Annotated in this window: 9 protein-coding genes; all 9 read left to right on the top strand. The window is 50.2% G+C overall.

Annotated elements, in window-relative coordinates:
• Nucleotides 1–794 precede the first annotated feature (794 nt).
• On the top strand, nucleotides 795–2,816 hold the full coding sequence (gene ligA, locus ACLD72_RS27710) for an NAD-dependent DNA ligase LigA (RefSeq protein WP_411003135.1): 2,022 nt from the start codon (nucleotides 795–797) through the stop codon (nucleotides 2,814–2,816).
• A gap of 251 nt (nucleotides 2,817–3,067) precedes the next feature.
• Nucleotides 3,068–3,721, top strand: coding sequence for an efflux RND transporter periplasmic adaptor subunit (locus ACLD72_RS27715; protein WP_411003136.1), 654 nt, complete (start codon nucleotides 3,068–3,070; stop codon nucleotides 3,719–3,721).
• A 13-nt stretch (nucleotides 3,722–3,734) separates the two neighbouring features.
• Complete coding sequence (locus ACLD72_RS27720; RefSeq protein ID WP_411003137.1) at nucleotides 3,735–5,273, top strand: DHA2 family efflux MFS transporter permease subunit; 1,539 nt, start codon at nucleotides 3,735–3,737, stop codon at nucleotides 5,271–5,273.
• Nucleotides 5,274–5,301: 28 nt separating this feature from the next.
• Nucleotides 5,302–6,807: an efflux RND transporter periplasmic adaptor subunit gene (locus ACLD72_RS27725; RefSeq protein WP_411003138.1), complete on the top strand. Its 1,506-nt coding sequence runs from the start codon at nucleotides 5,302–5,304 to the stop codon at nucleotides 6,805–6,807.
• A 148-nt stretch (nucleotides 6,808–6,955) separates the two neighbouring features.
• Complete coding sequence (locus tag ACLD72_RS27730; protein ID WP_411003139.1) at nucleotides 6,956–7,480, top strand: PadR family transcriptional regulator; 525 nt, start codon at nucleotides 6,956–6,958, stop codon at nucleotides 7,478–7,480.
• Between the two features lie 173 nt (nucleotides 7,481–7,653).
• On the top strand, nucleotides 7,654–9,006 hold the full coding sequence (locus ACLD72_RS27735; protein ID WP_411003140.1) for a radical SAM protein: 1,353 nt from the start codon (nucleotides 7,654–7,656) through the stop codon (nucleotides 9,004–9,006).
• A 318-nt stretch (nucleotides 9,007–9,324) separates the two neighbouring features.
• A complete protein-coding gene (locus tag ACLD72_RS27740; protein ID WP_458476277.1) occupies nucleotides 9,325–10,740 on the top strand; it encodes an ABC transporter substrate-binding protein in 1,416 nt (471 codons plus the stop codon).
• A gap of 67 nt (nucleotides 10,741–10,807) precedes the next feature.
• Complete coding sequence (locus ACLD72_RS27745) at nucleotides 10,808–12,214, top strand: ABC transporter substrate-binding protein (RefSeq protein WP_411003142.1); 1,407 nt, start codon at nucleotides 10,808–10,810, stop codon at nucleotides 12,212–12,214.
• Nucleotides 12,215–12,282: 68 nt separating this feature from the next.
• A complete protein-coding gene (locus ACLD72_RS27750) occupies nucleotides 12,283–13,053 on the top strand; it encodes an ABC transporter substrate-binding protein (protein WP_411003143.1) in 771 nt (256 codons plus the stop codon).
• Nucleotides 13,054–13,442: the final 389 nt, after the last annotated feature.

Consider the following 13,442-nt stretch of genomic DNA (forward strand, 5'->3'; position numbering starts at 1 on the left):
GATCTGCGCACGTGGCGTTGCGCTGCATGCCGGCGGTCAAGTCAACGGCCGAAATTGCCGGGAGCAGCTTCTTTTCTCGCAGCTACCCGAAATAACGGTATTTTATGGCGCTATCTATCCGATTTTCGTCTTCTGAACATAAATAGCGGTAAAAAATGTCCCTATCCATGCAACCTGGCCTGAATTGAAGCAATTTTGCAGTGGTAGCCCAAAATAGCGACATAAAATTCCCTTAACTGGCGGAAATGCTCCAACCAAGACAAATAACGCCCAAAAAAGTCGCTAATGCCGCTAACGTCACTAACGTCACTAATGTCGCTTTAACTCCTGCACAAGACAACTTGTCGCCCTGACACTTTTCAGATTTCTCGCAAAAGCTCAGGTTTTTGAGCGATACTATCGACCGTCGGAACTCTAACGGTTGCAGCAGCGGCTATTTTGCGAAAAAAGCCCTTTTCGAAATTCTAACGGTTGTGAGCGCCGTTATTTGCCTGAATCTAAGCAAAATGAGCCGGGTTTAAGTGAAATAAGCGCCATGGCAGCCGTTAGAATTCGAAATCAACGTTTTTGGAACAAATAGCGCTTGTGCAACCGTTGGATAGTTGTGTGGTTAGAAATGTATCTTGTCCGATTTGATGCAACGCTAGTGCCTAAAAGGACGTCATTTTTACTAAAGCTGCTACTGTTAACAAAAGCCCGGCTTCGTTAGCACCAATGTTAATTCCGAAGCGAACCCATTCCCGGGGCATACCCGGAATGTTCCGTTTCTACATTATAAGGAGGGTTGTCCCTGCATGGATGTTATGCAAAAAATGAAGCAGCTCGTGGAGCAATTGAACAAGTACAGCTATCACTACTACACCCTGGATGAGCCGTTGATCAGCGACAAGGAATATGATCAACTGTACGATGAGTTGACCGCTTTGGAGGCGGAGACGGGCGTAACCTTGCCGGACTCGCCGACGATGCGGGTGGGCGGCGAGCTGCTGCAGGGATTCAAGCCTCATCGGCATCTGGCGCCTTTATGGAGCCTGGATAAGGCCCAAAACGAGGAGCAACTGCAAAACTGGAACAACCGGGCACTCAAGCTGATCGCGGATTATAACACCAAAAATCCCGAAAATCCGCTTCCGGCGCCGACATATGTCGTTGAGCTGAAGTTCGATGGTCTGACGTTGAACCTCACTTATACGGACGGCAATCTGGTGCAGGCGTCGACCCGGGGGAACGGCGTTGTGGGCGAAGGCATTTTGGCCCAGGTAAAAACGATCAAATCCGTGCCGCTGACCATCCCGTACCGTGAGGGCACGATCGAGGTGCAAGGCGAAGGCATCATGAATTTGTCCGTACTGGCCAAATACAACGAAACGGCCGCCGAACCGCTCAAAAACGCCCGTAACGCTGCAGCCGGCGCCCTGCGCAACCTGAATCCGCGCGTCACCGCAGAGCGGAAGCTGAGCGCTTTTTTCTACAACGTGGGATATTCCGATCAAGTCCGGTTCCGGGACCACCGCGAAATGATGGAGTTTCTCAAAGAGAACCGCTTTAAAGTCAATCCGTTCGTGACGTACCACAGCAGCTTTGACGAGGTGATGCGCGAACTGGAACAGATCGTTGAGCGCCGCGTTTCGCTCGACTACCTCATCGACGGAGCCGTCGTCAAAATTACCGATATGCGCACCCGCGAGATTCTCGGGTACACGGATAAATTCCCGCGCTGGGCGGTGGCGTTCAAATTTGAGGCGGAAGAAACGACCACGATTTTGGAGTCCGTTTCCTGGAATGTCGGGCGTACCGGCAAAATCACGCCGCTGGCCAAGGTCGAGGCGGTAGAACTGGCCGGCGTCACCGTGCAAAACTGCACGCTCAACAATGTCGGTGACATTGAGCGGAAAAACTTGAAGTTCGCACTTGGCACCCGCGTCTTCATCCGCCGCTCCAACGACGTCATCCCGGAAATTCTCGGCAAAGTGACGGAGGAACAGGACGGCGGGGAGATCATCTTTCCGACCGCGTGCCCAGCGTGCGGCACGCCTTTGGAGCAGCGCGGCGCCCATCTGTTCTGCAACAACCGGCTGGGCTGCAAGCCGCAAATTGTCGCCCGCATTACGCACTTCGCTTCGCGTGACGCGATGGACATCGAGACGTTCAGCGAAAAAACCGCGGAGCAACTGCATGACGAACTGAACGTTCATGAACCGGCAGACTTGTACACACTCGCCTTTGACGATTTGATCAAGCTCGACCGTTTCGGTGAGAAGAAAGCCAACAACCTGCTGGAGGCGATCGAACAGAGCAAAGGCCGCGACCTCGCATCTTTCCTGTTTGCGCTGGGCATTCCGAACACCGGCAAATCGACTACCAAAGTGTTGGCCGATCATTACGGGAGCTTATCCGCAGTGATGTCGGCAACGGTGGAGGACCTGATTACCCTGCCGGACATCGGCGGCATCGTGGCCGAAAGCATCGTTTCATTTTTTGCCGACCCGTTCCAGCAGGCGGCCATCCGCAAGATGCTGGAGCAGGGCGTCGACCCGAAGGCGCCGGACAAACCGGCGGCCCCAGTGACGGACTCCTTCTTCTCCGGCAAAACCGTCGTCCTGACCGGTACGCTGCACCAGCTCGGCCGCGATGAAGCGACCGCCCGGCTGGAGAAGCTTGGCGCCAAAGTGACCGGCAGCGTGTCGAAGAAAACCGATCTCGTCATCGCTGGGGAAAAAGCCGGCAGCAAGCTGGCCAAAGCCCAGGAGCTCGGCATTCCGGTCATCGAGGACGAAGATGAATTCGTCCGGCTGCTGAACGAAAGCAACGGATAGCCAAAAACCCCCGAAAACGGCATGATCGCCGATTTCGGGGGTTTTTATTTTGATGTTTAATATTGACAATCAGCCTGGAGTTAGATATTATCTTTTCGCTATTACTCTGTACAGAGTAATATATTTAGATTAAAAATACTTAAAGAGGAGCGTGTTCCTAAAGAAATCTGCCCAAAAAGGGTGATTTCAATCATGATCAGATTGGGTATTGAGGATGTTGCCAAAAAATTCAGCCTACTGGGGTGGAGTGCGTGAGTAAGAAAAAAATTTATTTAATTCTTGTTGTCTTGGTTGTAATCAGCGGCGGGGCGTTAGGCTGCTTCTACTGGTACCAGGGCGCTCATTATGTGAAAACCGATGATGCGCGTATAGCTGCGGACCAGTATCGAGTGATGCCGCAAATCACTGCCAAGCTGGAGCAGATTTATATCGAAGAAGGCGATACGCTCAAGAAGGATGAGATGATTGCTGCCCAGGATGTATCTGGCCTGGACTCCAGTTCCGTCAGCAAAGCCGTGCTGCGTGCCCCGATTGACGGTACCGTGATTAAACTTTACTCTCATGAGCAAGAGATTGCGTCGCCGAGCACCGCGGTAGCGGTAATGGTGGATATGAGCAGCCTGTATGTGTCAACCAACATCGAAGAAACCGAGATTGGCCGGATCAAGCCGGGGGAAGTCGTCGATGTCACACTGGATGCCGCGGGAGGTCAGGTCATTCAAGGGAAAGTGAGTAATGTCGGGCAAGCCTCAAACTCTGTATTTTCGGCAATTCCGGCAACGAACACGAGCGGCAACTTCAACAAGGTTACGCAGCGCATTCCGGTGAAAATTGCCTTGAATATACCGGAGGGGATGGAGCTGATTCCAGGAACGAACGTTGAAGTCAGAATTCACACTCCATAGGGGGGGGATTGGCATGGATTCAAATCCAATAACCGCTGCTCCTCCCGCTGATTCATCATCCAAAGAACGTTGGCTGGCTTTCTTTGCCATTGTCGTGGGAGCTTTTGTGGCCGTCTTGAACAACAGTTTGATTAACGTGGCGATTCCGCAATTGACTACGGATTTAGGGTCGACCGCCTCGCGGATTCAGTGGGTAATTACCGGCTATACACTGGCTCAAGGAATTATCGTTCCGATCACGGGGTTTATGGAGCAGCGGGTTGGCTATAAGAAGTTTTTGCTCGGCGCTCTCTCCGTATTTACGATAGGCACGGCCTTGTGCATTTTTGCCTGGAATGACCTGTCGTTGATTGCCGCCCGCATTATTGCCGGCCTTGGCGGCGGAGTTATCATGCCGCTGAGCATGACGATTGTGTATAAAATTATACCGCGCGAACAAATTGGAATGGCGATCGGGATCTGGGGAATTTCCTCCATGGCCGCGCCTGCCATCGGTCCGACACTAAGCGGTTATTTGATTGAATGGTTTAACTGGAGATTTCTGTTTATTGCTTGTGTTCCGTTTGCCTTATTCGCCATTCTGATGGTTGTGTTATTGATCAAGGAACCGCCAAAAGGTGCGCCCATCAAGTTTGACGTTCCAGGTTTTTTATTAGCCGCGACTTGTGCGGGCACATTGCTTTACGCGCTTTCCAGCGGGCCGTCCGACGGCTGGGGATCTTTTAAAATTGTTTCGTTGCTTTTTATCGCTTTCTGGTCGTTGGTGTTTCTCATTTTTGTCGAGAAGGGCAAGGATAATGCAGTTATCGATATTTCACTGTTTAAAAATCATAAGTTTACCGTCAGTGTTATTACCTCCAGTTTTGTCATGATGGGGATGTATGGAGGCACCTTTTTGACGCCGTTATTTTTGCAAAATATTCAGTCGGTATCTCCTGTCGAAACAGGAATTATTTTACTCCCGCAGGCTATAGGCATGGCTCTCATGATGCCGATCGCGGGCAAGCTGTTAGACAAGATAGGCATCTTGCCGATCGGACTCGCGGGGCTGACTTTAACCAGTCTGATGACCTACCACCTTCACTTGTTGACGCCACAGACATCACACTTGTGGTTTCAGGCCGTGACTGCACTGCGCGGAATAGGAATCGGACTATGCATGATGCCTTTGTCCACGGTCGGGATGAACGCCGTAGAGAACAATAAGGTGGGCAAAGCTTCAGCCGCGTCCAACCTGATAAGAACGCTCGCCGGTTCCATGGCCATTGCGGTTTTCACCTTCCTCATGCAGAACCGTACGGCCCTGCATACGCAGCATATTGCCGAATCCATAACCGCGGATGGAGCGCAAATCTTACAATCGACGCTTGGGAGCTCGTGGGCTTCTACAGTGACCGGTTTAATTTCGCTGGACGCTTATTCCCGGGGGATTGCGGATACATTCCTGTTATCATCCATACCATTATTTTGTTCGATACCGCTGATTTTCCTGTTTGCCACCGGACGAAAACGAAAAGCAGCAAAGGATGAAGTAGTGGAAATTCAAGCATAAGCACGGAGAGAAAGGAGACGGAGCATAGATGAAAGAGTGGAAAGCGACTACTGCTGTATTGCTGCTTGGAATCGGTATTTTATCCGGTTGTTCGCAAGGCAGCCAGGCTGCTCAGGATATAAGCATAAGTGTAAAGGTCAGCCAGGCGCAAAAAGGAGTAATTGGAGGAGGGGAGATATATACGGGGAAGATCACCTCATCTGAGACGGTGAATATTGCTCCTAAAATTTCCGGCAAGGTGGCTGCCATAAGCGTCGACGTTGGGAACAAGGTAAAAAAGGGGCAGGTGCTGTTTAAGCTTGAAGATGATGATCTTCTGAACAAATTAAAAATTGCCAAGTCCGATGTGGCGGCTGCGCAGGCAGCCATTGCCTCCGCGGAGGATTCGCATGAATCCGGTATGGTGTCTGCGAACTCAGGCGTAGTCAGCTCACGAAGCGGTGTCATCTCCGCCAAAAGCGCAATTACGCAGGCACAGGGGGGAATCAATCAGGCTCAGGCAGCTGTTGATCAGGCTCAAACTGGATTGAAGCAGGCCCGGACAACCGTCTCTACTGCCAATAATACGGTAAAGCAGACGCAGGAGGCGCTGGAGAATGCGAAAAAGAACCTGTCCCGCACTGAGTCTCTTTACGCCAGCTCGCTGGCGTCACAAGTGCAATTGGAAGAAGCACAGGCTGCTCAAGTTAGCGCTCAAGCGGCCTATGATAATGCGGTAAATGCGAAATCCAACGCTGAAGAACAGCTGGCTGCGGCTGAAAGATCATTAGCCACTGCCCAAAAAGCGTTGTCCACGGCCAAAGATGCCTACGAAAATGCTAAAAACAGCTATGAAAATGCCAATAACGGCTACAAAAATGCCCAGCATCAGTTGGAAGTGGCACAGAGCACAGCAGGGGTCGATGCGAGCCGGCAAAAGCTGGAGCAAGCCCAGCTTAACGTTGAAATCGCCCAAAATTCGTTGGATAATGCGGTCATCACTTCGCCTATATCCGGGATTGTTAGAAGCAAAAATATTGAAGTCGGGGAGATAGCTTCCGCCGCATCTCCGGCACTTGTAATCCATAATCTAGATAGCGTTAATCTGGAGATTTACGTGCCTGCCGAACGGATTAATGATATTAATGCGGGTGATCCTGTGCAGGTTCGCGTAGCCGCTTCAGGCATATTGACAACAGGCAAGGTCAAAAACATAGGTACGGATGATGCAAAAGGCAACGGCTTTCCGGTGAAAGTGGCCGTTGCCAATACGAGCGGCAAACTGAAATCCGGGATGCTGGCCGATGTAAGCTTTGTGAATGCAAATGCTCCAGAAGGAATCATTATTCCGGCGAAAGCGATTGAAAAAGATGGCGACCAGTCTTATGTATACGTCGCTGTTGATGGCCATGCTTTACGCAAGGATATTACCGTAGGAGAAGAATCGGGTACACAAGCCTTGGTTGCTAATGGTCTTGAAAATGGGGAGCAAGTTATAATAAACAACCATGCGCTTCTTTCTGATCATGCGGCTATTACCGTTTCACAGCCTTAAGTGCATCAAAGCAGACAGAAAAGGGGGAGCCAGCCGCCTTGATATGGGCGAAAGCTGGCGCCCCCTGTTTCATTTCGAGCGTACGATTCGGCATCTCATACCTTTATAGTGTAAAATACTTAATATCAAATAAAGGGGGAGAACAACCTTGTCGCTGCAAATATTCATTCTGGGTCTGTTGCATAAAGGAGACTATCATCCCTATGATGTCAAGAAAAGAATTTTACAGGGTACGAATAATGCGGTCAATGTTACAGATGGTAATCTGTATTACAATTTTGAGGCGCTGTTTAAAAAGGAGTTTATTCAAAAATCTCAAATTATCCAAGCGGAGAACCGTCCTGACAAAATAACCTACAGCATTACCCCAAAGGGCCGGGAAGCCTTTAAAGAAGAGATTTATAAAAGCTTTAAAAACGCCAAGTCCATAAGACCATTATTTCCGGTATTACCTTTTTTAGAGTATGTTGACGCTAAAAAGCTGGTTTTTTACGTGGAGGACATCCTGGAACGTCTTAACAAAAAAGCGAAGGAATTTGAAGAAAGAGGGGTGGCAGCCGAGGTTGACCTGGTTAATCCGGACTATAAAATGCTTATCAGTGAAGTGGTCACGGAAAGCATAAAGCTGGAAATCCAGATGTTTAATAAGCTCTTGCTTATTTTACAAACTTAACTTGTCGCAGAGCAAAAAACACTTTGCTGATTTAGTGTCCTCTATTTTCCTCCCCCTTTAAATTCACCGAAAAGGTGACGCAAATCACGGCAAACGAGCGCCCTTTTTTTCCATCATAGAATTTAAGGGTTTTTGCCCGATGTTTCCTATTTCAAAATAAAGGATGGATCAAAATGAATTTTGACGCGTCACAGTGGAAGGCTTCGCGCTTTAATGCGCAAAGCGAGACGGATGACGGCGGCCTGATGCTGTACAACAGCTACACCGGGGCGATCGCTTCCTTCTCGTCGGCGGAACGGAAAGAAGTTTTGGAGTGGCTGGCACCGGCCGCCCCTGTTCCCGAGCCGGCGCCTCCGCTGGTTGACGGGTTGATAGAGCAAGGGTTCCTCGTCCGTTCGGACGTGGATGAACAGCGCCGCGCCTTGTTTTTGCACCACTCCATGCATGCCCAGGACGCTATGCATCTGGTGCTGCTCGTGACGGAAGCCTGCAACTTCCGCTGCACTTATTGTTATGAATCGTTTCCGCGCGCTTCGATGCGCGAGGAAGTGATCCGCGGTTTGGAAGCTTATACGGCCGAGCGGGCCAAGACGTTGAAGCAGCTTACCGTAAGCTGGCATGGCGGTGAGCCGCTGCTCGTTCCTCATATTATCGAGCGCCTCTCCCGTTCTTTTATCGAAGCTTGCGACCAAACCGGCGCCACCTACGGCGCGGAAATGTCGACGAACGGCTACTACCTGACCAGGGACCGTTTCGAGCAAATGCTGGATCTGCGTGTTCAGCGCTTTATGGTTACACTGGACGGGGAAGGGGAAACGCATGATTCCCGCAGGGGGTTGAACGGAGGCGGGGGAACGTACCGGACGATCGTGGACAATTTGTTGTCCTTGAAGCAGGTCGACCGCCCGTTTGAAATCAACCTGCGCGTCAATTTCGACAACAGCAACCTTGACGCCGTATCGCGGTTTATTCCCGTGCTCCGGGAGCTGTTTGCCGATGATCCGCGGTTTAAAGTGTATTTCCGTCCCGTTGGCTGCATGGGCGGCGAAAATGACCTGAACCTCCCGGTATGCGATGAGCGCACGAAGGACCGGGCGATTTGGGAGTTGAACGAACGGGCGATTGCCGAAGGACTGCAGGTAAGCTCCTTCATTTCGGATATTTTGCTGCCGACCGGCGCGGTTTGTTATGCGGCGAAGCCGAATTCCCTGATCGCCGGCTCTGATGGCATGCTGTATAAATGCTCCGTTGCGCTGGAACAGGAAAACAACCGGTTGGGCCGGATTCATGAGGACGGAACGCTGGAACTGGATTACGACAAGCTGGCGCTTTGGACGACGTCCGGGGAAGAAACGGATGAGAAATGCCAGGCCTGCTTCTTCCGGCCCGCGTGCCAGGGCAATCATTGCCCGCTGTACCGCATGCGGACGGGAAATCGTCCCTGCTCCTACGAGAAGCGGCAGATCAAGAAAACGCTGCGGACGATCTGGATGGGGGCCCGGCGGGATGAGGAGGTGATACTATGAAAATTATCCGTCCAGCGGCGCAGCCCGCTTTGGTTAAAACCGGCCGGGTATCCAAGTCCGTACCGGGCAATCTAAGCTGATGGAATAAGATAACCGGGAAAGCCAACCCTTGGGGAAATATAAAAAGGGTTGGCTTTTTTTTGAGAAAAAGGTAACTATTTAGCGTCTAATTACGTCTAACTAATGGGGTAGATTAAAAAATTTCATTTTAGGGGGTCGTGATGAGAAAGGGGAGCAGGCTGGCTAATGAGGCTTAATTGATTTTGGGAAAGCGGCTGCTGCATGCATGGCCATTATTATTATTTTTTGGAGGTTATGATGAAGAACGGAATCTTACATAAGGCGATGTTGGTGCTGGTTTGCGGGCTGCTGTTTGCCGGATGTACCGGCGGGCCCGCCAAAGAGGACGAGCAGGTTTCGAGCCTGAAGGTGATGTTTTGGGACGAGAGTTATTTTTACCGGGAATACGGCGATTTGTTTGCGATGAAATATCCGAATATCGAAGTGGAAATCGTCACAACGGACCGGATTTACCAGGATAGTGACAAGGAAGATTTTGACCGTGAAAAAGCGTTTGCCGATTTTATCGAAAAAGAGCAGCCGGACGTGCTGCTGTTGGATACGAAGCAGTATGAGAAGTTCGCTTCCGAAGGCAAGCTGGCAGAGCTTGATCCGCTGATTGCCAAGGATAAATACGATATCGAATCGATTTTTCCGGGACTCATGGAGATTCTGAAGGAAAAAGGCGGCGGGAAGCTGTACGGTTTGTCCCCGACCTTTTACGGTACGGCTCTGTACTATAATGCCGACTTGTTTGCCAAATACGGGATTGAGGTGCCGCATGACGGAATGAGCTGGCAGGAGATTCTCGACACGGCTCGCCGCTTCCCAACGGACGGGGACAAGAAGACCCGCGTCTACGGTTTCGGTTCGGATTACGGCATGTCGCTGGAAAATTTGGCTTCTAGCATTTCATCCACCCAAGGCTTGAATTATATCAATCCCGACACGATGAAGCTTACCATTAATACCGATTCGTGGAAGCAAGTCTATAAAATGGCCATGGATGCCTTGGACTCCAAAGCAATTTATAATCCGGATGATGGCGGGTTCCAGGGAGGGAGCATGGAGGAGTATTACCAAAGCCAGCCGTTTATGATGGGCCGTATGGCTATGACGGTCGACGGCACCTATCTGCTGCAAAATCTGAAGGACGCCCAAGGGCAGATTAAGGACTATAAGCCGTTCCAAATCGGGGTCGTTGCAGGGCCGGTTGATCCGGCGGAGCCCGATAAATCGCGGAACATTTCGATGAGCGAAATTTTGGCCATACGGGCAAACTCGGCAAATGCCGACGCAGCCTGGGAGTTTTTGAAGTTCGTGAACGGCGACGAATTTGCCAAGGTCAAATCCAGAACCTTAAATGGCGGTTTGATGTCCCGCATGGGAGTGCAAAAGGAATACAACGGTGTAAGCCTTGATGTGTTTTACAAGCTGAAACCTAAACAGGATAACAGCTACGACAATTATGATAAAATCCCGGATAGTTTCCATGAAAAGTACTACTCCATCTTTAGCCGGGAAATGAAGCTGGTTCAGGATAAAAAGAAATCCATCGACGAGGCGCTGCAAACCGTTCAAGATGAAGGACAGGCGGCGCTGGATAAGGCCGTGAAAGAGGAAGCGGCCGGTAAGAAGAATGAACCTGCTGGAGAAGCTGATCAGGCGGGCTAACGTTCCTAAGTTGCCCGCGGAAAGCGGCCTTTGTGCGCATGGCGTGATAAAATTTTTGGAGGTTTAGATGAAGAACGGAATATTCTTTAAGGTTATGTTGGTTATGATATGCGGGCTGCTGTTCGCCGGGTGCGCCGGCGGCCCTGCCAAGCAGGAGACGCAGACTTCTACGCTGAAGGTCATGTTCTGGGACGAAAGTTACTTTTTCACCCAATATGGCGATATGTTTACGATGAAGAATCCGAATATCGAAATTGAAGTAGCTAACATGCAAAGCATTTATAACGACGAGGAAAAAGACTACGACAAGGCGTTCGCCAAATTCGTGGAAAAGGAACAGCCGGATATCATACTGCTGAATTCCAACGAAAATTACGAAAAATTCGCAGCCGAAGGCAAATTAATGGATTTGGATACTTTCATCGCAAAGGATAAATACGATACCGAAACGATTTATCCGGCGCTGATCGACGTGTTGAAGGAAAAAGGCGGCGGGAAGCTTTACGGGCTGGCTCCATCTTTTAATGTGAATGCGATTTTTTATAATGCCGATCTGTTTTCCAAATATGGAGTTGAGCCGCCGCATGACGGGATGACCTGGCAGGAAATTATCGATACCGCCCGCCGTTTCCCCACGGATGGGGATAAGGACAGCCGGATTTACGGATACGGTTCTCGTTACGGGAAAGCTTTTGATGAATTGTCCTCTTCGATCGCCATGACGCAAGGGTTGCAGGCGCTGAATACGGATACGAAGAAAATGACGATCAATTCGGACTCGTGGAAACAGGCTTTCCAACTGGCTCTGGATGGCGTCAAATCCAAGGCGGTTTATGATCCGGGCGAGAACGGGTTCAGCGGGGGGACGATGGAGGAATATTATAAAAGCCAGCTTTTCTTAATGGGGCGTATGGCGATGACGATCGATGGTCCTTATCTGTTGCAGAACCTGAAAGAGGCTAAGAATGCAGTGAAGGATTATAAGCCGTTCCAAATCGGTATCGTGGCCGGTCCGGTGGACCCGGCATTGCCTGATTCAACGCGGGATGTCAGCTTCAGTGAAATTTTCGCAATCCGGGCCGATTCCCCAAATGCCGACGCGGCCTGGGAGTTTCTGAAGTTCGTCAACGGCGAAGAATATGCCAAAGTGAAATCAAGAACGCTGAATAACGGCCTCTTGTCCCGGACGAACGTGATGAAAGATTACGAGGGACAAAGCCTTGACGCTTTTTATAAGTTAAAACCTGCAGATAACAGCAGCGGATATATGGGACTCAGCGACGCCCCTGACAGCTTCTTTCAACAATTCCAGCAAATCAAGGATCGGGAACTGGATCTTGTCCAGAAGGGAAGCAAGTCGATTGACGAGGCGCTGGAAAAGATTCAAGCGGATGGACAAGCAGCCTTGGATAAAGCGTATAAAGAGGAAGAGGCGAAGAAGAAAGACGGAAAAGAGGATACCACCAGTTCCTAAGAAAAAGCAGTATTATAGAAGGCTAACCTTTGTAGTTTCGGCTCGGGGTTAGCCTTCTTTTATGCGTTATGCACGGTTACAGTGCGGATTTATTTGCAAAAATCGGCGTGGAGCTTCCGCACGACGGCATGACCTGGCAAGACATGATGAATACGGCCCGCCGCTTTCCGGCGGAAGGACAGGGAGAGGATCGCATTTACGGATTCGTGTTGGGCCATGTGACGTCGTTCAGTGAATTGGCCCTGCTGATCGGAAGCTTCCAAGGCTTGACTATGAATCGTCCCGAAACTGGCGAATTAACGCTGAATTCGGAGGGCTGGAAGCAAGCGTACCGGACCGCTCTGGACGGGATCGAATCGGGGGCTGTACTCGATGTTGATAACGGAGGGGCTTTTTCCATAGCGGGGGATTATTATGCAGGCAACCCGTTTCTGCTAGGGCGGGCGGCGATGACGACGGGCGGCTCCCACATGTTTCAAGATATGAAGGAAGCGGAGACGAGCGCGGGGTACAAACCGTTTAAATCGGGGGCGGTTGCCGGACCGGTGAACCCGGCCGAGCCGGATAAAACCGACGACATGGATGTGCACAGCATCTTTGCGATTCGCGCCGGTTCGCCGAATGCCGATGCCGCCTGGGAGTTCATCAAGTTTGCAAACGGCGAAAAACTGGCCAAAGAGCAATATCAGCGAATTCTCAGTCGTGAACTGGAATTAGTGTGTAAGGGCAGCAAATCGGTTGATGACGCGCTGGATACGGTGCAGTCTGAAGCACAGGCTGCAGGGGATTTGGCTCGTAAAGCTCAAGAGGAAAAGGTAGAGAAGCAAAGAGGCCGGTAGACCAATGAATCAGATTTAGGGTATGGAAAAACATTCATATTGCAAAAGCCTGCCGATCGTGATAAATTATTACTTGTCGCTTCAAAAGACAGTTTGCCTCAAGGCTTGTAACAATGTCGAAATTTGAGGTTGACATCGTAAAGAGAAGTGATTATAATAAGTAACTGTTCGACAAAAACTGATGTTTATCGGAAATGCCGGACAGCAAGTTCTTTGAAAACTGAACAAATGGAACGCGTCAATAACTTTGAACGATTTTTTAGAAATCGTCAGTAACTGATTGAGCTAATCGCTCTTTCGAATAAAGTTTCAACTTGGATGGAACACCTCATGCCTTCGGGTACGAGACTCCTTCCATCTTTATTGGAGAGTTTGATCCTGGCTCAGGA

Source organism: Paenibacillus lacisediminis, from assembly GCF_046567315.2.